Annotated in this window: 21 protein-coding genes; 7 read left to right on the forward strand and 14 right to left on the reverse strand. The window is 51.8% G+C overall.

The window, feature by feature from the left end:
* Window positions 1-419 precede the first annotated feature (419 nt).
* The 5 genes from RID21_RS26535 (at window position 420) to RID21_RS26555 (ending at window position 4286) form a co-directional block, all read left to right on the forward strand.
* Entirely contained in the window at window positions 420-1343 is a 924-nt protein-coding gene (locus tag RID21_RS26535; protein WP_350194207.1) for a DUF1559 family PulG-like putative transporter, read from the forward strand.
* Between the two features lie 156 nt (window positions 1344-1499).
* Window positions 1500-1655: a hypothetical protein gene (locus RID21_RS26540; RefSeq protein WP_350194209.1), complete on the forward strand. Its 156-nt coding sequence runs from the start codon at window positions 1500-1502 to the stop codon at window positions 1653-1655.
* A 226-nt stretch (window positions 1656-1881) separates the two neighbouring features.
* Window positions 1882-2055, forward strand: coding sequence for a DUF1559 family PulG-like putative transporter (locus RID21_RS26545; protein ID WP_350194487.1), 174 nt, complete (start codon window positions 1882-1884; stop codon window positions 2053-2055).
* Between the two features lie 956 nt (window positions 2056-3011).
* Entirely contained in the window at window positions 3012-3968 is a 957-nt protein-coding gene (locus tag RID21_RS26550) for a DUF1559 family PulG-like putative transporter (protein ID WP_350194211.1), read from the forward strand.
* 156 nt (window positions 3969-4124) lie between these two features.
* Window positions 4125-4286: a hypothetical protein gene (locus RID21_RS26555; protein WP_350194213.1), complete on the forward strand. Its 162-nt coding sequence runs from the start codon at window positions 4125-4127 to the stop codon at window positions 4284-4286.
* A 33-nt stretch (window positions 4287-4319) separates the two neighbouring features.
* On the opposite strand, the gene deoC is transcribed toward RID21_RS26555, so the two are convergent.
* The 6 genes from deoC to RID21_RS26585 form a co-directional block, all read right to left on the reverse strand.
* Window positions 4320-5018, reverse strand: coding sequence for a deoxyribose-phosphate aldolase (gene deoC / locus RID21_RS26560; protein WP_350194215.1), 699 nt, complete (start codon window positions 5016-5018; stop codon window positions 4320-4322).
* A 5-nt stretch (window positions 5019-5023) separates the two neighbouring features.
* Window positions 5024-5947 (reverse strand): sugar phosphate isomerase/epimerase family protein, encoded by a 924-nt coding sequence (locus tag RID21_RS26565; RefSeq protein WP_350194217.1) that lies wholly within the window; start codon window positions 5945-5947, stop codon window positions 5024-5026.
* Window positions 5948-6154: 207 nt separating this feature from the next.
* Window positions 6155-6577, reverse strand: a complete 423-nt coding sequence (locus RID21_RS26570) for a hypothetical protein (RefSeq protein WP_350194219.1) — start codon at window positions 6575-6577, stop codon at window positions 6155-6157.
* A gap of 549 nt (window positions 6578-7126) precedes the next feature.
* Window positions 7127-8053: a type II secretion system F family protein gene (locus tag RID21_RS26575; protein WP_350194221.1), complete on the reverse strand. Its 927-nt coding sequence runs from the start codon at window positions 8051-8053 to the stop codon at window positions 7127-7129.
* A gap of 89 nt (window positions 8054-8142) precedes the next feature.
* On the reverse strand, window positions 8143-9114 hold the full coding sequence (locus RID21_RS26580; RefSeq protein WP_350194223.1) for a type II secretion system F family protein: 972 nt from the start codon (window positions 9112-9114) through the stop codon (window positions 8143-8145).
* A 60-nt stretch (window positions 9115-9174) separates the two neighbouring features.
* Window positions 9175-10479, reverse strand: a complete 1305-nt coding sequence (locus RID21_RS26585) for a TadA family conjugal transfer-associated ATPase (protein ID WP_350194225.1) — start codon at window positions 10477-10479, stop codon at window positions 9175-9177.
* A 462-nt stretch (window positions 10480-10941) separates the two neighbouring features.
* Between RID21_RS26585 and RID21_RS26590 the strand changes: the two genes are divergently transcribed.
* Window positions 10942-12012 carry a GtrA family protein gene (locus RID21_RS26590; RefSeq protein WP_350194227.1) on the forward strand — a complete coding sequence of 357 codons (1071 nt, stop codon included), beginning with the start codon at window positions 10942-10944 and terminating at the stop codon, window positions 12010-12012.
* On the opposite strand, the gene RID21_RS26595 is transcribed toward RID21_RS26590, so the two are convergent.
* The 5 genes from RID21_RS26595 to RID21_RS26615 form a co-directional block, all read right to left on the reverse strand.
* Window positions 12009-12848, reverse strand: coding sequence for a DUF3467 domain-containing protein (locus tag RID21_RS26595; RefSeq protein WP_350194229.1), 840 nt, complete (start codon window positions 12846-12848; stop codon window positions 12009-12011). The two genes, RID21_RS26590 and RID21_RS26595, sit on opposite strands and share 4 nt — an antisense overlap.
* Window positions 12849-12926: 78 nt before the next feature.
* Window positions 12927-13859: a 4-hydroxy-3-methylbut-2-enyl diphosphate reductase gene (ispH, locus tag RID21_RS26600; protein WP_350194231.1), complete on the reverse strand. Its 933-nt coding sequence runs from the start codon at window positions 13857-13859 to the stop codon at window positions 12927-12929.
* A gap of 245 nt (window positions 13860-14104) precedes the next feature.
* Entirely contained in the window at window positions 14105-15967 is a 1863-nt protein-coding gene (gene glmS / locus RID21_RS26605) for a glutamine--fructose-6-phosphate transaminase (isomerizing) (RefSeq protein ID WP_350194233.1), read from the reverse strand.
* Window positions 15968-16334: 367 nt separating this feature from the next.
* Complete coding sequence (locus RID21_RS26610; protein ID WP_350194235.1) at window positions 16335-17360, reverse strand: hydantoinase/oxoprolinase family protein; 1026 nt, start codon at window positions 17358-17360, stop codon at window positions 16335-16337.
* Window positions 17361-17378: 18 nt separating this feature from the next.
* The gene (locus RID21_RS26615; protein ID WP_350194237.1) at window positions 17379-18431 is read right to left on the reverse strand and encodes an ATP-grasp domain-containing protein; all 1053 of its coding nucleotides are present in this window, start codon (window positions 18429-18431) and stop codon (window positions 17379-17381) included.
* A gap of 409 nt (window positions 18432-18840) precedes the next feature.
* Here RID21_RS26615 and RID21_RS26620 point away from each other — a divergent pair, with 409 nt between their 5' ends.
* Window positions 18841-20334: a COG1361 family protein gene (locus tag RID21_RS26620; protein ID WP_350194239.1), complete on the forward strand. Its 1494-nt coding sequence runs from the start codon at window positions 18841-18843 to the stop codon at window positions 20332-20334.
* Between the two features lie 7 nt (window positions 20335-20341).
* Here RID21_RS26620 and RID21_RS26625 read toward each other — a convergent pair whose 3' ends face one another.
* The 3 genes from RID21_RS26625 to RID21_RS26635 all read right to left on the reverse strand — a co-directional run bounded on the left by RID21_RS26625 (window position 20342) and on the right by RID21_RS26635 (window position 23727).
* A complete protein-coding gene (locus RID21_RS26625) occupies window positions 20342-21241 on the reverse strand; it encodes a hypothetical protein (RefSeq protein WP_350194241.1) in 900 nt (299 codons plus the stop codon).
* Window positions 21242-21368: 127 nt separating this feature from the next.
* On the reverse strand, window positions 21369-22619 hold the full coding sequence (locus RID21_RS26630; RefSeq protein ID WP_350194243.1) for a Gfo/Idh/MocA family protein: 1251 nt from the start codon (window positions 22617-22619) through the stop codon (window positions 21369-21371).
* Window positions 22620-22821: 202 nt separating this feature from the next.
* The gene (locus tag RID21_RS26635) at window positions 22822-23727 is read right to left on the reverse strand and encodes a sugar phosphate isomerase/epimerase family protein (RefSeq protein WP_350194245.1); all 906 of its coding nucleotides are present in this window, start codon (window positions 23725-23727) and stop codon (window positions 22822-22824) included.
* Window positions 23728-23737 lie beyond the last annotated feature (10 nt).

Consider the following 23737-nt stretch of genomic DNA (forward strand, 5'->3'; position numbering starts at 1 on the left):
CTGAACTACTTCATATCATTTCAAACCGCTATTTACGATTCAATCTCTCCCCTCCCTGGAACCGTACACCTAAACGCTTGCCCGGTAAGATTTTGAATAGATTCGTTTTCTGTAATTTCACAGAAAACTTTCTGGATTTTACGATCCGATTGGTTATAGTGGGGCGTCGATTCACTTAAGAATATCGCGTGAAATTTCGAAGATATTCAGGGGTTTCAACCCCGCCCTTCTCAATCAGTATTCACGAACTCCAGGCTTCGTATTCACTTTCAGAGCCTGATTTCACCCAAACTCCAGACATTTTAATCAAAGACGACAGTGGGTTTTCAGCCCTTTGTCTCGCTTCTTTACAAATACTTTGTCTAAGGAATCGTAGATGTCCTAATCATTTCTTTTTTTCAGGAGTAGGAGTTCAAGTAATGAAAAGTGTGTTGCTCAAAAGAAAACGAGGTTTCACTCTCATCGAACTGCTGGTTGTGATTGCTATCATTGCCATCTTAATTGCTTTATTGTTACCGGCAGTTCAACAGGCTCGTGAAGCCGCACGTCGTTCGCAGTGTAAAAACAATCTGAAACAGATTGGCCTGGCGCTGCACAATTACCACGACAATTTCCGGGTCTTCCCTCCGGGAGATATTCGCAGAGAATATGGAGGAGCCTCATCCTGGACGACCAGTCAGCTGGGGTGGATTCCCCGAATTCTGCCGTTCCTGGACCAGGCCCCCCTCTACAATCAAATCAACTTCGAAATGGAAAACGGTGTGAGTGCGGCTCCCAACAACAGCCTCCGCAGGGAAAAACTGACAGTCGTACGCTGCCCCAGTGATTCTTCCCGTCAGCCTTCCGGAAGCTATGGCCCCACCAATTACATGGCTTGCCGTGGTACCGAAGCAGGATCGGGAAGAGACAGATACAACTCCATGTTCAGCATGAATAGCCGTGTCAGGATCCGTGATGTTGAAGATGGTACCTCCAACACCATGATGGTTTCCGAAACATTCGCCAGTGCGAAACTCTGTTCAGAGCAACCGTCAGGTGGAGTCTGCACAACAACGTGTACTGATTATACAGGTGGAGCGCAGCAGGGTTACTCCTGGTTTTATGCCTCACTCTATGAATCTCATTATTATGGAACGGTAATGAACCCCAATAGTCCGACTCCTGACTGTGGTGGTGGTTCCAGCTCGACAGCCGCTCTGCTTGCAGCGCGCAGTAAGCACACGGGTGGCGTGCATGTCCTTCTGGCAGATGGTTCAGTCCGATTTGCCTCAGACAACATCGATAATACTCTTTGGAGAAATATCGGTAATCCCCAGGATGGTAACGTTCTGGGTGAATGGTAAGCCTATTCTGTTTCTAATTTAAAAATTTCCTCGCCACCTGTTCCTCAAGTGGCGAGGAAATTTTACCCTCTCTTTTCGCCACCTAAAGCTGCAACTATCAGATATTTAAGTCTCATTAAATCTTTGTAACAAATCAGTAGAGGCCAATAATCGAACATGAGCAAATTCATTCAATCACTTTTACTATTGATTTGTCTGATACCATTCCAACTCGGTTGTGGTGAAGCAGAGCCATTACAGCCTGCATCAGATGAACCTGTTGAAGAACTAGATCCTGCATCAGAAGCTGAATCTCTGAAGAAAATTAAATAAGCAATATTATTTATAACAGAATCTAATCCAATTATTTAAAAAGGATGACGAGAAGCCGCGGCCCAACCGTAGAACAATGCTTATATTTATTGATGGCTGACGCTTTCTCATGAATAAAATACAAGTCTGAGACATTCAAATTTTCCAACACAGCAAAGCAATTTGCTGTGTTTTTTTACACCCTCATAGAACTACTGGTCGTGATCGCCATCTTAATTGCATCATTATTGCTGGCAGTGGTTCCACAACCGCGACAGTCTCTGCGCGAAGCAAGCACACCGGCGGCATGCATGTTCTGCTTGCCGAGGGCTCAATCCGTTTCGCCTCTTCCAATATTGGTCTGAATTCCTGGCGACAGCTTGGCAATCACCAGGACGGCAATGTCATCGGTGAGTGGTAAGACGCTCTGAGTTAATTAAGTTCACAACGACCTCGTCACCGGATTCTGGTGGCGAGGTTTTCCTGAATCAGTTCTCGAACTCTATTGATCCGATTTTGAACGATCGCATCAACATTTTTTAACAGAGTTGGATGCTCTACTTTTACAGGTACGATAAAAAGACACGCACTCTCAAGATCATGCTGCTTCTGCCCAGTCTCGTCTCAATCCACTGAGGATGTGGCAGCATTGAACCGATGACTCCGGAAACAAACGCAGATCCGGTAGAAGAACTGGATCCTGCTTCAGAAGCAGAAGCCGTCAATGAAGCTCGCCGAGATACATCATAAACTAACAGAACATGTTGCCCGGTTCGCTAAAGAACCCGAGCTGAATTTCTCATCTGCAATCGATGGTTGATTTTTCATCGCACAGATCCGTGGGCATTCCACATTTTCGATGACTGTTCGATTTATCAATGATCAGGGCTGAATGCATTACATCCACCGAAGTTCTGTATAATCAGAGTGTTATCGCATGAACCCCCCTTGATGTAAGCTGAATGCCAACCATGATCTGTCAGACTCTGAGGACTGAGAATTGCCCTGAATTTTTGTTTGAGTGAAATACCTGCTCGCTGGTATCTTAGCTTTATTAACTGCCCGATGCACTTTTCATTTTTTTTGAAAACCATCTGGCAATAGTGAACCGATTCGTTATAGTGAATAAATGGGCTTATGGGGGTTTCGTAGGACTCTCTCTGATTAATTCCTTAAGTCCCCCGTCTTTTACTGTGTTCACATACAGCTTCGCTTCAATCGAATTTGAAGTGATCGATTAAATCTTTATTCAGATAGTTCAAGATTCTGTCACAGCAGTGCGCTTCGCTGATTGCTGTGTTTTTTCACATCCTCGTGTAGCAGGAACTACGCCGATGTCATAATCATCATTCATTTCGTTTTCAGGAGATTCAAGTCATGAAAAAAATGTTGCTCAACAAGAAACGAGGTTTCACCCTCATCGAACTGCTGGTCGTGATCGCCATTATCGCGATCCTGATTGCTCTACTGTTACCAGCAGTCCAACAGGCACGCGAAGCCGCCCGTCGTTCCACGTGCAAAAACAATCTGAAACAGATTGGTCTGGCACTGCACAATTATCACGACAACTTCAAGATGTTTCCTCCAGGTGCGATCCGTGATACTTACAGTGGTCTCAACTCCTGGCAAACCAGCCAGATCACCTGGATCGGTCGCATTCTTCCCTTCCTGGATCAGGCCCCGCTCTACAACCAGATCAACTTTGAGCGAGCACCAGGAAATGGCGGAACCAATGCCCCTCTCCGCAGAACGAAGCTACCAGCAGTTCGTTGCCCCAGTGATTCATCGCGTCAGCCTAACAGCGGATATGCGCCAACCAACTATCTGGCCTGCCGTGGTACGGAGGGCGGTGCAGGAAACGATCGTTTCGACTCCATGTTCAGCTTAAACAGCCGCATGAGAATTCGCGACGTCGACGATGGGACTTCGAATACGATGATGGTCTCGGAAACCTTTGCGAATGCACCGTTTTGTAGCGATCAACCTTCCAATTCGACGGTCAATGGCTGGCGCGTGGGAACCTGTCCTGCCAGTTGCCAGTCTGGGTCGGAGTACACAGGTGGAAATCAGCAGGGATACTCCTGGTTCTACGGTACTCATTACGAGTCCCATTACTACGGGACTGTCTACAACCCCAATAACAAGAACATGCCTGACTGCGGTGGTGGCTCCAGCACAACCGCAGCTCTGCTGGCCGCACGAAGTAAGCACACAGGTGGTGTGCATGTTCTGCTTGCTGATGGGGCAGTCAGATTTGCCTCAGACAACATCGACAACCAGACGTGGAGATTCCTGGGACACCCCCAAGACAGCAACGTGCTCGGCGAATGGTAGGTCTCACCATTAGTTAAACCTGATAACTCTCGTCACTTTCCATCAGTGGCGAGAGTTTTTCCTGCCATCTCTTTCATATCTGTTGCTCTGCGTCCAAGCCTACATGGGCTTAATGCATCGATTCCATTATTATCAGTTTAAGAAAAGAAGCGTTCCATGAACCGATTTTTATTATCATTCCTGTTGCTGCTTTGTCTGGCTCCCTTCCAGGTTGGGTGTGGGGGAGAAGAAGAACCATTACATCAGGAAGAAGAAGTTGACGATCAGATTGATCCGGAACAGGAAGCTGAAGACATGCGCAAACTCAAACAAAATTAGAGTCGCTTTCCAAACGATCTCGATTCAGTTTCTTCAAAACGTGATCGCAGGGAGTTTCAACCGCTCGCGGCAGGTATTCAGTATGTCGCGGGTGGCACTGGCTCCCACGCGACTGACTCCCAGATCACGGACTTCCAACAGCTTATCCAGTGTGCGGATTCCTCCGGCCGCTTTCACCTGAACCTGGGGGAGCGTGTGCTCCCGCATCAGTTTTAAATCTTCTATCGTCGCGCCGCCGGTACCATATCCGGTTGAAGTCTTAACCCAGTCCACATTGACAGCACTGCAGATGCGACACAGTTCGATTTTGTGCTTATCTGCGAGGTAACAGTTTTCAAAGATCACTTTGATTTTCTGCCCTGCCTGATGCGCAGTGCGCGTCAAGAGACCAATCTCTGTCTCCACGTACTTCCAGTCTTCACTGAGGACACGTGACAGATTCACAACCACGTCCAGCTCAGTACATCCATCTTCCAAAGCCTGTTCTGCTTCACGCAGTTTAACCAGCATCGTATGACCTCCATGTGGAAATCCTACCGTCGTACTTGGTTCTACAGTAGAATGCTCCAGAATTTCAGCGCAGCGTTTCAGATAACAGGGCATGATACACACGCTGGCTACGTCATATGCCAGCGCCAACTGACACCCCGCTTCCAGTTCGGGGATGGTTAGAATCGGACTCAACAGTGAGTGGTCGATCATTTTGGCAATCTTCTGGTACTGTTCGTCCATGAGAATCACCTTCCAACGGGAATGAAGTTTCGCAAATAGGTATGGCACTGACGCAAAGCAGCCAGGCAGGACTCGGTAGAGTCCTCGTAGGCTCGATCTTCAACTTCCACACACACGGGCCCCTGGTAACCAATCTCGTTCAGCTGGGAAAAGAAGCTGCCCCACTCAACCTGCCCCAGCCCTGGCAGCTTGGGAGTATGATATTCCAGGGGATGTGCCAGAATACCGACCTGATCCAGGCGGTGCTGATCCACGCGTACATCTTTGGCATGCACATGAAAGATACGATCGGCGAAATCGCGAATGGGTGCGAGATAATCCATGTGCATCCAGACCAGATGTGAGGGATCGTAATTTAATCCGAAGTATTCGCTGGGAACATCTGCATACATCCGCTTCCAGATCGCCGGCGTGCAGGCCAGATTTTTACCGCCGGGCCATTCGTCTTTAGTAAACGACATCGGACAGTTTTCGATCCCCACCCGCACCTGCTGCTGTTCGGCAAATTGTATGATGTCGGGCCAGGTTTCCAGAAAGCGCGGCCAGTTATCGTCAACCGACTTTGTCCAGTCCCGTCCGATGAACGTATTCATGCGGTTGATTCCCAGCATGCGGGAAGCGGAGATCACTTTCTGAATGTGCTCTGTATATTTACCGGCCTCTTCCAGATCTGGTGTGAGAGGATTGGGATAGTAACCTAATGCACTGATGGAGATACCATATTCATCTGCGAGTTGACTGACAGTAGTCACATCTGATTCGGTAAACTCTTCGGCAGAGATATGCGTGATGCCGGCATACCGCCGTGCGTCTTTCCCTTCTGGCCAGCACATGACTTCCACACAGTCGTAGCCAATTTCAGACGCGGCCTGAAAGACCTGCTTCAAATCGTAATCGGGTAATATCGCAGTCACAAACCCCAGTTGCATCTCTCTGATCTCCTTCTCAACTCGCACTTCCATTGATACTACGGCACGAAACAGAACCGACTCCTGAATCATAAACGAGTCGTTCCAGCCGGTCTACAACAGCGGGCAGAATCTCTGCTCAGGAGGAGTGAATCAATCTTCGTGCGGGAGAGATCAGATGGAGTTTTAGTACTGTGGGAAAGAGTTTCAGGGGGGGGATCAGGCAGGTTACCAGATTTCTTTTAAATCGAATTCGTAAGCTTCAATCCGTCGACCTGGCTCAAATTCTTCGGGGGATTCAGACAGGACGCGCACCCAGACCTGATGCCCTTCGTAGACTCCCTCAACGGAGACGTGGGCCCCCAGTTGATCGTCATAACTGACGGGGAGTGCCTGCCAGTAGAGGGCAGTGATTTCGTTGAAGATTTCACGGAGTTTGAGAATATCCAGGCAAAACTTGGAAGGCGCAAGCATACCATCCCACTCTCCGCCAACAATTTCTGTATTGGAAGCAAAGAGTGTGACTTCCCATTCATCACGGCTGTGGTGGTGAAAGAAATGGCAACCAATGGGTGCCAGCACATCGACGTCATACATCAATGAGGCAACCTGATCAGCCATCGTTTTCAGCCAGTCGGGAGGGGCAGGCATCAAATGATTTCAATCTAAATAAGTTTTGAACCGGTTCTTATTTCAAATCGTAACTACTTGCATCGCAGTGCATCAGTTCAACAAACGAATAAGCTTAACACACTGCGAAGGCCATGCTCTGTCACGGTGTGCCGTTATGCTGACTGCTTCAGATGTTGTGCCTTGCATCAGGCAACCAGTTCATGTGGCCCGAAGAACAGTTTTGCAAGACAGCGATTCCGGCAGTATTCTCCGGAACCTTCAGGGATCCTGGAGCTGATCACTGATCCCTGGTTCATTTTATCCAGCCACAGAGTCCGCAAAAAAAATGCCAAACATCTGTTAGATCATATTTTCCCGATCTTTGACAATCCGAATCCAGTTAAACACCTGCATGCAATACTTTGCGTATAAAGTGAAATTATTGTGCAGAGAGATAATCTGATCACAGACCGGAGTCGAAGGGGGAACGACCGGGAGATGTGTCAACAAAAAGAAACACCTTTGATTAACAAACTGTTCAAAGGTGTTTACATTTGGTAAATAAATTGAGAGTCGCGTCTGTGCGAATCAGCTCGATAGTAGCCCGTTGATCATCATGATAGCCGCCGGTCCGACCAGTACCACGAAAATCCCGGGGAAGATGAACAGCACCAGCGGGAAGATCATTTTCACCGCCGTCATCGCAGCCTGCTCTTCCGCCAGCTGGCTGCGTTTGACACGCATACTGTCGGACTGGACGCGTAACGCCTGGGCGATTGAAGAACCAAACTTGTCCGCCTGAATCAGAATTGCCGAAAGTGCCCGCATATCATCGACGCCACTACGTATTCCCAGGTCGTGTAACACTTCACGCCGGGGACGCCCCATCTGTAACTGTAAGTTGCATAAAGCAAACTCGTTACAGACATCAGGCGCTGTTTCCTCAAGTTCTTCGGAGACGCGCCGCATCGCAGCGTCCAGACCAAGGCCCGCTTCTACGCAGACAACGAGCAGGTCCAGCGCATCAGGCAGAGAGAGAAAGATGCGTTCGATTCGCGCCTTACACATGAAACGCAATACGATTTCAGGGAGATAGAATCCAATCCCTCCGGCAATCACCAGCGAAGTCAAGCCGTTCTGAGTCAGACCGAAATTATAAAAACCGTAGCCGGATCCAATCAGTACCCCGAATAATCCAAGGGCTACTTTGAGCGAGAGAAAGATGGACGGCGCGTTCTCGGAGTTATACCCGGCGTTCGCCAGCCGCACCTTCAGCTGATTCTCTTCCAGCTCAGACTTGGGAGTCAGTGCTTTCGACAGCGTCGGCGCTGCTTTCTCCAACAGCGAGCTGGCCGAGGCACCCTCTTCTCCGCCATTGCGCAGATGAGGGTTGCGTAATTCATCCAGTCGTTCATTAGCCCGCGATTTATCGGAACTCAGCTTATTGACTACGGCGATCACGCCCACGATCACCATCCCGAAGATCGCCCATGGTAGCAATTGAACATAATCCATAATTTCTTCCCCAAACTCAACCGTATTCTGGAAATGTATTCTGCTGTCTGATTCGTTCCTGCCCGAGATGCCTCCGGCAGACTGTTCGTTCAGATCTTGATGTTAATAATCTTCTTGATCCAGACCGCTCCCAGGACCTGCAGTACGATGCCCCCCGCAATCATTTTGCGTCCGAGCTCATCGGTAAACAGCAGCATCACATAGTCCGGATTGAGATAGTAGACTGCAAAGAACAACGCGATCGGCAACGCCATCAGGACGACACCACTGATACGGCCTTCCCCGGTCAATGCCTGAACCTGTCCCATGATCTTAAAACGCTGACGAATGATGTGACCAATTTTGTCGAGGATCTCAGCCAGGTCGCCCCCGGCCTGTCTTTGAATGACCACCGCTGTCACGAAGAACTTCAAGTCCAGGTTCGGCATCCGTTTCAACATGCTTTTCAGGGCAACATCGATCGGCACACCAAGGTTCTGTTCCTCGTAGGCCATCGCAAATTCAGTGGCAATCGGAGATGGCATTTCCTGAACCACGACACTCAGTCCTGAAGCAAGACTGTGACCGGAACGTAAGGCACGTCCCACCAGTTCCAATGCATCAGGCAGCTGTTGAGCAAATTTCTTGAATCGTCGATTCCTACGAAACAGCAGCCACATGAAAGGCATGGCTCCTGCTCCCATCGCCGCAACCGGGCAGAGCGGGACCGGCGCGTTCGTGAACCAGGCGGCTGCAAAACCCAGCGAGGCAGCCACCGCGGTCATCAGCAGAAATGTATCTGCCTTGAACGGGGCTTCCGCCTGTTCGATAAGCAGCTTGAGATTTCCAAACTTTTCGAACCATTCCGAGATACGGTCCGAAAGGCTGGTTATCCCGCCTTTGACCATTTCATCCTTGAGTAAGGAAGCAGTTTCTTCGGTATGTTTTTTCTTTCCGGTGATTACGGCCAGTCGATCTTCCGCCTTACTGGACGAAAAATCCTTGAAGACGAACATGATCGCCCCGACAAACGCCACCATTCCCAGAAAAGCAGCAATAGAGATGATGAGTGTCTGATCCATCTCGCTTTACCTTTACCATTATTCATCTCGATCGCTCGAGATCTGATTATCTACTGTTATTTACTGCAGGACGCGATTTGCAAACAGATTCGAAGGCAGACGCACACCAGCGGCTTCCAGTTGATCCATAAATGCAGGACGAACACCGGTCGCTTCAAAGTGGCCATAAGCGCGGCCGTCCGCATCAATCCCATCCTGAACAAACAGGAAAATATCCTGCATGATCACGGTATCCTGTTCGAGGTTAAGCACCTCGGTGACATGAGTCACTTTTCGTGGTCCCCCCTGCAAGCGGTTCACCTGGATAATCAGGTTGACGGCCGCAGCGAACTGTTGCCGGAGTGCTTTCAGTGGAAGTTCCACGCCCCCCATTGTGATCATCGTTTCCAGACGGGAAACCGCGTCACGAGGGGTGTTAGCGTGAATCGTGGTCAACGAACCTTCGTGACCGGTATTCATCGCCTGGAGCATGTCCAGTGATTCGCCGCCACGACATTCCCCGATGATGATTCGGTCGGGACGCATACGCAGGGCGTTCTTTACGAGATCGGTCGCTGAGATCGCACCGCGTCCTTCAATGTTCGGCGGACGGGTTTCCAGACGCAGCACGTGTTCCTGCTGCAGCTGAAGTTCCGCAGCGTCTTCAATCGTAATCACACGGTGATCCGGCTGAATGAAGCTGGAGAGTGTATTCAACAAGGTCGTTTTACCGGAACCGGTACCACCACTGATGATCGTATTGATGCGTGCCTTGATCGATCCTTCGAGCAGCATCGCAATTTCGGGAGTGAAGGCACCGAAGCGCAACAGGTCTTCCAATCCCAAAGGGTTCGAACCGAATTTACGAATCGTGAGTGAAGGTCCATCCAATGCCAGCGGTGGGATGACCGCGTTTAAACGTGAACCGTCGGGCAGGCGGGCGTCAACCAGCGGCGATGTTTCATCGACGCGTCGACCGACCTTGGAAACGATTCGGTCCAGAATCTGTAACAGGTGCTGATTATCGCGGAATACGACGTTAGAACGTTCAATCCGCCCCTTCTTTTCCACAAACACATGTTTGGGACCGTTGATCATGATGTCGGCAATATCCTGATCCTTCAGCAGCAGTTCCAGGGGACCGAAACCAAATGTTTCATCGAGGATTTCTTCAATCAGGCGTTCGCGTTCGGAACGGTTGAGCAAGGGGTTTTCGGTGTCGCAGAGATGCTCGATCACCAGACGGATTTCCCGTCGCAGAGAGTCTCCTTCGAGATCTCCCACGCGCGACAAGTCCAGTTTTTCAACCAGCTTGCTGTGGATTAACCGTTTCAGATCATCGAATGCCATATTGGAATCAGCGTGGGAAAGGCCATGACCTGCCATTTGCTCGAAACTCCTTCATTTTGTGTCTTTAATTTCAAAACCAGATGTGACTCTCAGAACGTCCCGGCAGGCAACTCGATTTGCGTGCGGGAATTCTCATGAGGTTTTTCCAGTAAAATCTAGTTCATAAAAAAGGCGGATGTCGCCAGAAGCAGAAAATGATGCAAAAAAACAACGCTGCACTATCAGAAAATCACTACCGATTACGACGGTTAAAGGGATTCCAGGGATGTATCCGTCTGGTTTCGTTGTGACAGTTGAGCCTGTCACAATTCGTGGCGAGTTCTGTTTTGTTGAATTGCCCCTCTTTTCAGGAGAGTAAGGTGGCATTTACGCCCCCTCACGGCAAAAAATCATCATGCGCCCCTGCTCTGTGATTCAGCCCGCCGATCACAGTTGTGATAAAATCAGAGCCTGCAACCGTTACTTTCCATAAAAGCCAGAACATTGCTGCAACTATCGATGATCGTCCCCACTTTTGGTGAGACAGACAATTTGGTCAGCAAACTACCCCGATTTGCAGATGAGATAGCAGGTAGCGGACTGTCTGCCGAGCTGATACTGGTGACTGTCGATTCCTCCCGGGTGCTCAAGCAGGCATGTGAGGTTCTGCACCCGAGTCTGCCCGTCCAACTGATTTACCCCGAACAGTCTCAATCACTTACAACAGCCATTATGGACGGCCTGCAGGCGGCTTCAGGCGAATTCCTGCTGGTACTCGCTGACGAAACCTGTCTTACCCGGGAACTGATTCAGGCTCTAAGCACTCCGCTGCTGGAGCAACAGGCTGACTTCGTGATGGGTTCCCCGGAGATAAAATCCGGTTCGCCACTCACCAACTGGCTGCTTCGACCACTGACGAAGGAAAAATATCCGTGGGCGGACTGTTTTGCCCTCTCCCGGGACAAGCTTGAACAATGTGCGGAGTATCTTACCCCTACAAGTCCGCACCCTGCCCTGGAATTAATTGTCAAAGGGGAATTCGAGGAGGTCGTCACACTCCCGCTTGATGATCGCTCTGCTCGCAAACCAGCGTCTACTGTGGGCGAATGGTTTCGCCTGGGTGCCCAGCTGAAAACGCTGTACGAGTTCAAATTCAAAAACTACGCTTACTTCCTGCAGTTCGCGATTGTCGGCTCCTCCGGAGTCATCGTGAACCTGTTGGCGCTTTCGCTGCTGCTGGATCTGATGATCCGCCCCCTCGCGGTGGCGACTGCGATCTGGATTGCCATGACCAGCAATTTTCTGCTGAACCGACACATCACATTTTCGTACGCGCGTCATGCCCCGCTGCTGAAACAGTACCTGGCTTATTGTGGAAGTTGCCTGACGGGGAACTTCTTCAACTGGTTAACCACGATGGTTTTGTGTGGTACGTTTGCTTTCTTCGTTGCTCAACCACTGGTGGCAGCTCTGATCGGGATCCTGGTCGGCATGGGCTTTAATTTTCTGCTCTGCCGTCTACTCGTATTCGGAAAACAGAAATCCGCAAGCACGGCTCCCGTCAACGAGCCTGTTGAGAACCACTCTTAAAGTTCGCCGGGCTGATCCCCGGGCGCAGGTGGTTGCCGTTTCTGCTGCTGAGCCATTTTTCGTTGAAACTGTTCGAATGAATGCGTCAGGGAATCGAGCAGTCGGGGAATGTTGGGAGCAGCCAGATGTACGCGTGCGGAAACACAGGAGCGGGGAAAGAATGTCGTGATGAAATCGAATGAAAACTCAGTCGCAGAATGGCCGATCCGGACCGCGTTCGCATAGACGCCGCTCAGCATTTCATCCGGCAGCTTCAATTCATCATAGAGTTCTTCCGCGGAAGGTGGTTTCTGTGCCGCTTCTGTTGCTTTATCGGCTACATGTGGCTGCGGTGCAGCCTGTGGAGGATTCGCATCCGGTGTGACAGTCTCGCCGACAGCACCTGATCCACCAGCAGAGGTGCCTGAAGGAACATCTGAAACTGAGGGAGTCGGTGCCTCAGGCTCGGGAGATTCCAGACCGGCCCCCACGTTGATGGCATCCGATGAACTGGTAACCTGCGGCGGCAATGGTGCCGGCATCGTGGGGAATCCAAACCGGTTCTCGTAGTTGGTGAGATTGTCGCGCAGGGCCCGGATCATCTGCGGTACGACTCCAATCGGCAGCACGACGCGGGCGACAACCTGTTGGGGAGTTGAGATGCGCAACAGGAAGTCCAGAATAAATTCGTGCCCCCCCTGAAGAACGACAGCCCCCGTACTGAAGACGCCTCGGGAAACCCCTTCCGGCACCCTGGCACTCACCTGGGAATGACGGATTTCCTGAGTATGACGCTCCGGATTGAACTCTCCAGAAGATTCATCGTTGTTCCCTGCTGGTGTTGATTCATCACTCATGGTTTCGATTTCGTTCTTTCAGAATTCTCAAGTTGTCTGTCATTGTCCGGATTGAATTCCGTTCGCGACTGCTCAGTCTTATGTTTCCAGGACGCGCAGTTCCCGAGGCAGCGGAAAGCGTACGGATTCGTTGCGAATCGTCGCGGTCTCTACTTCCGCCTGATATTTTTCTTCGAGGTGAGTGACCAGTTCATCAACGACAACTTCGGGTGCACTCGCACCTGCAGTAATCAGGATCGACTCACAACCAACCAGCCATTCGGGATTCAGTTCCTGAACCCCATCGATGAGATACGATGGTTTGCCGACAGTCTTGCCGATCTCCATCAGTCGTTTGCTGTTGGAACTGTTCTGGCTACCGAGGACCAGTACCAGGTCGGCTTGGGGAACCAGTTCTGTCACCGCCTGCTGACGATTGGTTGTGGCATAACAGATGTCTTCCTTGGGAGGGCTTTCGATGTGCGGGTATTTCTGCTTCAGACTCTGAATCACCCGACCAGCTTCATCCACGCTCAAAGTGGTTTGTGTCAGATAAGCCAGTTTCGCATCTTCCGGAAATGACAGATCGGTAACCTCTTCCGGGGTTTCGATCAGCGTGATGCTCTCCGGCGCTTCGCCCATCGTGCCGATGACTTCATCGTGTCCTTCATGGCCGATAAGAATGATGTTGTAACCGGACTGAGCGTATTTAATCGCTTCGGTATGAACCTTGGTTACCAGTGGGCAGGTCGCGTCAATCGTGCGAATGTTCCGATCGCGGGCTTCCTGACGAATCTGGGGAGACACCCCGTGTGCACTGAAGACGAGAATCGAATTCTCCGGGACTTCACTCACCGCATCGACGAAGGTGACTCCCAGACTGGTAAACTTATTGACAACGTATTTGTTGTGGACGATTTCGTGATAGACGTAGATCTCGCTACCGAAAATACGAATGACTTCTTCGAGACATTCGATCGCCATATTAACTCCCGCACAGAAGCCGCGGGGATTTGCCAGAATGACTTTCATTGAATTTGGTACCACTAAAGCAGAGATGAACAGATCTGTTCCTGTAGCGAAATCCAGCAGTCTGCTCCCGAATTCACAATCATCAGAGAGTCAGCATATCACTGGAATAACTCCGCCACACGGTGCAGGTCGCTTTCCAGCAGCCCTGCACCTGTATTCTATGACGAACGGCAGAGTAAACCAAATCCCTACGGTTGAAAAATCGGACTTTCTGTACAGGAATGCCCCTGTTTTACAGCGAAATCCTATTCCACGGTCACGCTTTTCGCCAGATTCCGCGGTCGGTCGACATTACAGCCTCGCTGAACCGCGATGTGATAGGACAAGAGTTGCAGTGGAATCGCAGTCACCAGTGGTTGCAGGAAATCATCGACATCCGGCACATAGATCACATCGTCGGCGATGTCGGCGATTTTGCGGTCCCCTTCACAGGCGATGGCAATGACGGGACCTTTCCGCGCTTTCACTTCTTCGAGGTTACTCATCACCTTGGGATAAATCTGTCCCCTCGGCACCACGAAGACACTGGGGGTCTCTTCATCCACCAGTGCAATCGGGCCGTGCTTCATCTCAGCAGCCGGATACCCTTCGGCATGGATATAACTGATTTCCTTCAGTTTCAAGGCACCTTCCAACGCCCCGGGGAAGTTATACAGTCTGCCGAGATAGAGGAAATTGTTGAAGTTGCAGTACTTCTGTGAGATCTCTTTGACCAGATCATTACATTCCAGGCATTTGCGGATCTGATCAGGAACCTGATGAAGGGCGTCAATGATTCGTCGTCCAGCGGGATACGACAGATGCCGCATGCGTCCCAGGAATAATGCCAGTTGAATCAACACCATCACCTGGGAAGTGAATGCCTTGGTCGACGCGACTCCCACTTCGGGACCGGCGTGCAGGTAGATCCCCCCATCAGCTTCACGGGCAATCGTCGAACCGACGACATTACAGATCGCCAGCGTGGGATGTCCTTTACGTTTACATTCCCGCATCGCTGCCAGGGTGTCAGCCGTTTCACCACTCTGGGTGATGGCGAAGATCATCGTGTTTTCCGACATGGGAGGATTGCGATACCGCAGTTCGCTCGCGTATTCGACCTCTGTCGGAATCCGTGCGAACTCTTCCAGCAGATATTCTCCCACCAGACCAGAGTGCCAGCTGGTGCCACAGGCGGTCAGCACCACGCGATCAATTTTTCGCAGCTGTTGCGGGTCAAGATTCAAACCACCGAATTTCGCGGTCGCCTCATCTTCATCGATGCGTCCCCGCATCGCATTTTCCAGCGTCTGCGGCTGTTCGAAGATCTCTTTCAGCATGTAATGTTCATAGTCACCCAGGTCGGCATCTTCGCTGACCTGGTCGAGTGTCTGAATGGACAGTGTCTGCTGACCTTCATCCCGATGGAAGACTTCGACTTCATCCCGTGTCAGTACAGCGACTTCATGGTCCGAAAGATAGATCACTTCTTCAGTATAACCCACCAGCGGGCTTGCATCGCTGGCGATAAAATGTTCGCCCTTGCCGACACCGATTACCAGCGGGCTGCCCAGGCGGGCGGCGATCATGACATCGGGCAGTTCCCGGAACAGGATCACCAGACCGTAGGTTCCCTTCAGCTTGGAGAGAGTATTCTCCACCGCCTTCAGGTACGTGTTCGTATCATCCAGGCTCTCCCCCAGCTTGATCTGTTCCTCCAGATGGTGAGAGAGCAGGTGCGCGATCGTCTCTGAATCGGTGGTTGTGTGGAAGACATAACCCAGTGCCTGGAGCCTGGAACGCAGAGATGTGTAGTTTTCGATCACCCCGTTATGCACGATGATAACTTCACCGTTTCCGCCGACATGCGGATGTGAATTCTGGTCATTGGTTTCGCCGTGAGTGGCCCAGCGGGTGTGTCCGATACCCACGGTGCCCTCTATCGGACTCGACTTATACAGGGCCGCCATCTCCATGACGCGCCCTTTTTTCTTGCGAACCTGAATTTCGCTGCCCATGTGGACTGCGACACCGGCACTGTCATAGCCACGGTATTCCAGTTTCTGAAGCCCTTTGATCAGCAGCGGGCCCGCTGGCCGATGTCCAATATAGCCGACAATTCCACACATAATCTCGCGCTCCGTCGCTGGATGAGGGAAAACTGGTTAGTTTTGAGAAACCTGACTGGTGACACCAGAATTCAGACTGCTCTCCATCCGTGAGATTTCAGTCTACAGGATTCCATGAATTCATTAATAAGGATGGGCTCAAGCCGAACCGAGGGCAAGACCATCGGCAGGAAAGAGACCTGACAGGTACTTAGGAAAGCCGAAAGATATCACAAGTCTTTAAAATGAGTCAACCACGTTTCGCGCAGCCCTCAGTGCGCGGTCGTGAAATCCCCATCCAGCAATGTAGCTGCAAACTATTTATTGCCAGTGCTTTAGCGAATCGGCCTCTGCACACCATGGAGGGAATTCCTCAGCAGGTGTTCTTTCATTCTTTCAGCTGAATACGCTCTGCCGCCAGGCGGGATACTGCGAATGCACAGGCTGCATCAGCAACGGAAGCATCAAAGATTTCCGCCACGTTCGTCAATCGGGCCTGACTGAGCACCGGATGAGATTTAACGATCTTTTCCGCCAAAAAGACAGCACTTCCACTGATGAGAACGGCTGTGACCGGCTCTGTGACGCGAGCCAGTACCTGATCGATGGCCCGATGGATCTGGTCCTGATGACGCTCCCCCAGCCAATCCGCCATCTGCTGTACTTCTTCTGTTGAAATTTCTGTTAAATCACAGCAGACGGAACGGGCCAGGCGATTATTGGCTGCTTCCCGGGTCGCTGGCTGGCCGTTGGCGGTATCCAGGTCGGCGGCATTCTCGGGCCACATGTTCAGTAACAGGTATAAATCGAGGGTCGTCGCGAAGCTCTCTGCTGCCAGAGGACACTGCTGGTCTCGAAGCAGAACGTAGTGCGAAAGCATGGCGAGAGGCGTCCGTCGCCCCCCGGTATAAACCAGCTCTCCCGAGAGCAGTCGTTCTACATCCGTCAGCCCTGCCGGCACCGGAAAGCCCTGCTCCAGTGGAATAATGTCTGTCGTTGTCGAGCCGATATCGATCAGCAGGCCTCCCGGTTCCTCAACCATCCGTCCGACCCAGGTAGCCAGGGCATGCCAGTTCGCTGCCGCTGCCAGCAGAGGATATTCGCGAGCAATGTCAGTCGTGATGAACTCAGCTCCCGTCGACCAGACAATGACCGGAGCCGGCGTTACCGCGGCTTCGACGGCAGACAGGATCTGATCCACGCCCGCGGCTTTCGTTTCAAAACAGTCTGCCAGTTCGCCGGTCATTGTTACCGCAACCAGGTCGGGGCGGGACAATTTGGTCAGCAGTTCTCGCAAAGCATCTGCTAACAATTCCGGTGTCTTCCAGAGCGGAAATGGGACGGAGTGCGCCTTGCCATCACAGTCCGCCGCCTTCAGATTCGCTCCGCCCACATCCAGACCGATTACATACATCACATGTCTTTCTCTGATTTACGAAAGCCGTTGGAAACTTCCATCAGGCTGGAAGGACACAGCTTGCTCTAAATTCCACTTCAGGTTGGACGCTCCCGCGGAGAAACCTGTCACCCGTGCAGCCAGATTGTCGGGAGTCAACCGTCGATAACCGGTGTAAGCGGTCGTCAGCCGCGGATTGATTTCCACGAGTACAGGTGAAAGCGGTGCCCGGTCAGGCAACAGAATATCAAAGCCCACGTATCCCGCAAGTCCGGGCAGCAGATCACAGGTTTGAAAGATTAACTTCTGAATCGCGGATGTGGCGTCAGGTTCCAGTCGCGCGGGAATCCGCCCTCCCCGGTAGAGAAACCTTGGTTCCCAAGAGAGAATCTGTTCTCCGATTGGTAACTGTTCACAGCGTGCGTCCTGAATCAGAGCCGCTGCAGAAAGTGATTTTCCTTCCAGCCAGGGCTGCCAGATCAAGTCAGCTGCGCCTGCCTGTCTCCCAGCAAACCAGTTGTGCCACTCCTCCGGTTGGTTGAATCGCAGTAATCCCATGCCGCCTGCTCCCCAGCGATGTTTGACCAGACAGGGAAAGCGGGCGGGAAGCTCGGCTGCTTCAGTCAGCAATGCGGTCTCAATTGTGGGGATGCCCGCTTTCTGCAATACCTGATAGAGCTGCCACTTATCAGAGGTCAGTTGAATCGTGGCCGGGTCGGGCCCGAGCACACAGGCTCCGGTTTCCACGGCCCAGCGGGTTCTGGTTAGCAGTAGATCATCAAATTCGGGGGCAATCACCCAGACCAGATCGGCCTGCAGACAGGCCTGACGAAAATACTCCGGTTCGGCCTCGGGTTGAATCACGCGCTGGATGTAAAGGCGCTGCTCCTGTTCCGCCTGCTGAAATTCCGGAGCGGTCAGCAGTCCCGGCTGTACGCAGGTTTGAACCTGAATCCCGGGAATCTGCAACAGATCGGAGAGAACCGCTTCCAGCATCGCGGTCCCTTCAGCCAGCAGGGAGGGCTCAGACTCCGCCAGCGGACAGCCGCCACTGCAGAGATATTCGGAGACAAAAACGGTCGATAACATGCCAGATTCGATTCAATTCAGTCTGATTTCAGACGCAGAGACGAAGTACGCCGGACCAGATATCCGTTATCAGGGGTATTGTCGAGACGAAGCGCACTATTTCCTCAGTCTAAATACTCTGACAGGTTTTGTTAATTTCCCCTACTGTTGAACTCGCTGAATTCCTTCAGTTTTGACTCGCCTTACTGTAGCAGTAAAACAGTACTGGTCGTGTTGATTGTGCGGCCGGATTCAACCTCAGAAGCGACAAGGTTTCTGAAAGCGGATTCTGCTGTTTAACGCTGATTTTCAAGTCTGAATTCTCGCTCTTACTATTTAAGTTTTCTGGCAATTGTCTGCCTGTTGCACTTAAGTTTGCGTGGTAAACTTTGAATGGAATCCGTTTCTTTTGAATGTAAGAGGATTGTTCATGCCGGGCATTGTGAATCGGCCAATTTTGAGAATGACTTCAGGTATGCTGCTGGTGCTGACTCTGTCACTGACAGCCTGCACTGCCTTTGCGCCCAGTCAGCGTGCATCCTGGAAGCTGACTGATCCACCACCGCTGGATCCTCAAAATCAGCCGCTCAACAGTCCCCAGCCTGCAACCCCCAATACCCAGTCACGAGAAACACAACGTATCGGTCCGCAGCAGACGATTCCCCAGAAACAGGAACCGCCTGCACCACCAGACAATGATATGTTTGCCGTCCCCGAATCGATTGACCGCAATCAGCCGCCCCAACCTCGTGATCTACCTGAAGACATACCGTCCCGTCCGCGGGTGGAGACGCCTCAGCCCCAGATGCGTTCTAAACCGGAAACGACGCCACAGCGTCCCTCCGGACCGATGATGACTCCGCCGGCTCAGGTGGGGCCGTTGGAAATGACGGTTGATGTCATTCCCAAACGACAACTGGGCAGCGGTGCCACGTTCTACCTGATCGTGAAAAACACCAGCAACCAGTCCGTACGGAATGTGATTCTGGAATGCGAGTTCGATTCCACCCTGCTTTTTCCGGGTCGCAGAGAAAAGAAAATCGGGCAACGACTGGGGACGCTGCAGCCGGGTGAATCCAAGGAAATCAATCTGACACTCTACAGTGATACCCTGGGCAACCACTGCTGTCGCTTCCGCGCGATCGCTGAGGGCGAGGAACTGGTCTGGAAATCGGTCTGCGTCGAGTATGTCAAGAAGCAGTTGGAACTGTCTGTGATTGGTCCTTCGACGCGCACCATAGGCAGTCGTGCTGAGTACATCATCAAGCTCTCGAACGTCAATAATGTCGACCTCAAGAATGTGCTGGTGTCGGTCTCCTATGATGCGTCACTCATCCCGCGGGAGGCGTCCATCGGTTCCGAACGCGAGAGTGGCCAGTTGAAATGGCTGCTGGATACGATTCGTGTGGGAGAGGGCGTTCAGCTGCAGGTCGAGTTTGATTGTGAAGTCGCCGCTGAGTTTGCCTGCATGCGTGTGAATGTCAGCAGTCCGGAACTTCCCGACGAACAGGCATCGGCGTGTCTGAAAGTGACTCCCACGCAGGGAGTGCTGGATGTGCACGTTCGTGACACCAAAGATCCGATCGCCCGTGGTGAAGAGACAACTTATGAAGTCAGCATCGAAAATCGTGGTCTGCAGCCGGCGCGGGGAATTCAGCTACAGGCGAAAATCCCCCGCATGTTCCGCGTGGTCTCAGTTGAAGCACACCAGGGGAACCAGAAGCTGAATCTGCGACCGGAAGTGAATCAGAATACATTAAGTGTCTCCCCCGTGCAGGAACTGCCCACAGATGCGTTTCTGCGGTATACGATTCAGGTCAAAGCCATCGGTAACGGCGATGGCGAATTCGAAGTGACAATTACCAGCGCCGATTCCGAACATCTGGAAACGCGCGTCAGCGAAATCACAACCGTCAACCGCTGACAGACGCTCAACGTTTGGAAGCGTGTTCCGGGAAATCATTCTGGTAGCGTTTGACCAGCGCGTTCATATCAGCCGGCACGATATAGATTTTGCCGCGAATCTTTTTTGTTTCTCCCGGCAGAAGTCCACCCAGACGGAAATCGGCGTGGAGACAGCGAATCACTCCCTGGAACAGTTCCTGGTAGGGTTCAAACGCGGTCGCGAAAATCCAGCGATCGTCTGCACTGTAGCAGCCGATCAAACCGTTGCTCGGGACTTCGCTGCTGAGAGGCCGCGGATTCACATCCGTGCGAGGTACATCCACCGGGCACCAGACCTGGCCCGGTATGTAACGGGCTGTCGTCGCCCAGTTGCGCGTCGGCATGAAGGCCGGCTTGCCATCGAGAAAGATAAACGACTTTCTGATGTAAGCATATTTGTCGTCTGTCTGCTCAGCCCCGAGTCCGGCGAAATCGCCGACACGGATACAGGGTTGAGCCCAGTGCACTTCCGAACGCACCTGCGTCGGATTGTGAGCCACGAGTTGAAAATCGACTTCGTCTGATTTCGCCGTGATCGTGTGCTCTACGATAATGCCATCAGCGACCGTGCATTTCAGTTTGAGCACGGTCCGGTCATCGTTCAGATCGATCGTCTGTGTTTCGTGTTTGACGACTGTATGTTTTCCCCAGTCCGCATCTGTCGAACCGGCGCGACAATAGGCTTCCAGGTAATTAATCGGAATCGTGCCACCCGGAATGTGGTCCCCGTGAATGTACAACATGTTCTTTTCACGAGAGAGCGTCAGGCGTGGTGCGTGTTTGTCTGCGACCGCCTGTTGTGCGGCAGACCTCCGCGTGGCGGATGGTGCGAGAATCATCAGGGCACATAATCCCAGCAGCAAAAGCGAATGAGCGAGCGACTTCATCACTTCCTCCGATTAGAAACCGTATTGATTGTCAGTTACGAAAACTCCGGTCATTAAATGAAAAACAACCGGAATGTGACACACACGCCGGTTGTTTCAGTTTGTCGTTGATCAGTTATCAGTAGACTTAGACGAATGGAGTCACACCCGGCATGGCCACGGGGGGCTCGGGGAGTGACATAGCCATATCATATTTCTCCGGCGAGAGATCTTCTTTGGAGTTCATCGCCTGTTCCCAGGTGAGGGTCTTGCCGGTATAGGCTGACATGCGGGCAATGATGCCCATCATGGAGCTGTTAGCCATGTACTCACCGTTGTTGATGACTTCGCCATTCCGCAGGGCTTTGTACATTTCGTTGTGTTCCAGCTGATGCATGTTGGTACGTCGGCGGGCTCCTTTCCAGGGGTTCTTGCCTTCGATCTGATACTTCATCAGTGTCGCAGTGCCTTCGGTTCCGGAAACAGTATCTACAAACATGGAACTGCAGCCCTGCTGATGCCGGGTGGAAGCGAGGAACTTGGTTCCGTTGGCGTATTCGTAAACCGTGCTGAAGTGGTCGTAGATGTGACCGTACTCAGGTGCAGTCCGTGTCTGGCGACCGCCTGTACTGTAGCACTTGACGGGATATTCGCCCATAACCCAGGACTGTTTATCCAGTTCATGCACGAACTGTTCGGTATTGAAATCACCGGACAGCCATGTGTAGTAGTACCAGTTCCGCATCTGGTATTCCATGTCGGACCATTCGGGTTTGCGTTTGGCCATTTTGGCGACGCCGCCCAGGTAGCGGATGCTCTGCATGGAGACAATGTCTCCGATACCGCCGTTATGAATTTTATCGACCATCTGCTGCATTCCGGTTTCGTAACGCCAGCACAGACCGGAAACGATGGTCAGATTTTTTCGTTTGGCTTCTTTGGTGGTTTCGAGCACGGAACGGATACCGGGAGCATCGACGGCAACTGGTTTCTCACAGAAGACGTGCTTGCCGGCATCGATACAGGCTTTCAACTGCTGCGGGCGGAAGTGGGGAGGTGTTGCCAGCAGCACCAGGTCCACACCGGAATCGATCAGTTTCTGATAGGCGTCGAAACCGACGAACTTGTGTTCTGCATCGACTTTGACCCGATCCTGAACTTCGGTTTTCTTCAGGTTCTGATAGCTCTGTTCCAGTTGATCGCCGAATGCATCTGCAAGTGCCACAAGTTCCACATTGGGATCGGCACGCAGAGTCTGAGCCGCTGCCCCTGTTCCACGACCACCACAGCCGACGAGACCGACTTTGATCAGTTCGGTACTGGCAGCAAATGCACCCGAGGTCAATGCGGGATTCACAACCAGCCCGGTTGTCGCCAGCGTGGCCAGTGATTGTTTCATGAATGAGCGGCGTCCTTGAGAAGGCTGCTGTGGTGAGGCATTTTCGGGCATCAGAAAGACCTTTCGTTCGATTTCAGCAATGATAGAGTACGTGGGACTCAGTAGACCAAGGTGCTATGAATCCGTAATCAGGCAGGAAGTATGAGGACAATCGTCGGCAACCGGAGCTACTTAACGATCTTTAATTATTATCAACTCAGCCTCAAGCAAGATCAAGAGCGCGATCCATGCGTTCGGAAATATCCTGTAATCTCTGGCGATCGCCGCCTTTGACTTCCGCGGTGGCCCAGCCCTGTGTGTAGCCGATATCCTTAAGCGCCTGACGGACTTCGGGCCAGTTACAGTCCCCTTCGGTGATTTCGACCTGGAAACCTTTCCAGAGTCCCTCATCCTTCTGCTTTGTGCGACTGTATTCTTTGATATCGAGTTTGACGATGCGAGGGCCCAGGATGCGAATCCACTGATCGGGCCAGCCGAAGCGGACTACGTTCCCGACATCGAAATACACGCCCGCCGCCGGGCTCTCCAGTTCATCGATGAAGCGGGCCATCTCCAGGGGGCTGAGCAGGAAGTTATTCCACACATTTTCAACCAGCAGTTTAATGCCCTGCTTCTCTGCATAAGGTAGATGTTTCCTCAGCTTGGCCTGCTGCTGCTTGTAGACGACATCGTAGGGATTATCCTGGTCGACTCGTCCTGCCACCACCAGCACACTGGTGCCCCCGTAGTATTTCGCCTGATCGATTGAGTCTTTGAGTTCGTCGCGGCTGCTGTTCAGAAAGCCGTGGACCTGCACTCCCGTGGCGTCGATGGCTTTACGAACTTCTTTAGGATCGACCCTGGTACGGTAATGAATCTCGGTTCCGTCGAAGCCCAGATCCTTGAGCATTTTGAACTTGTCCATTACCGGAATTTTCTCGGTAATCATCTGATACTTGACCGCTTTCTTAATGCGGGCCTGTTTGCCGGAGTTCTTTTCTTCGCCAGCGAATCCAGCCAGCGGCTGCAAGACGGAACCGGCCAGCAAGGTGGCAGAGGTCTGCTGCAAAAATGCTCTGCGTGTTGTTTCTTTCGAGGGAACCACGTTCCCGGATTCTGATTGCGACATGCCTGCTCCT

This window comes from Gimesia sp., from assembly GCF_040219335.1.
In the GTDB taxonomy this organism is placed as follows: domain Bacteria; phylum Planctomycetota; class Planctomycetia; order Planctomycetales; family Planctomycetaceae; genus Gimesia.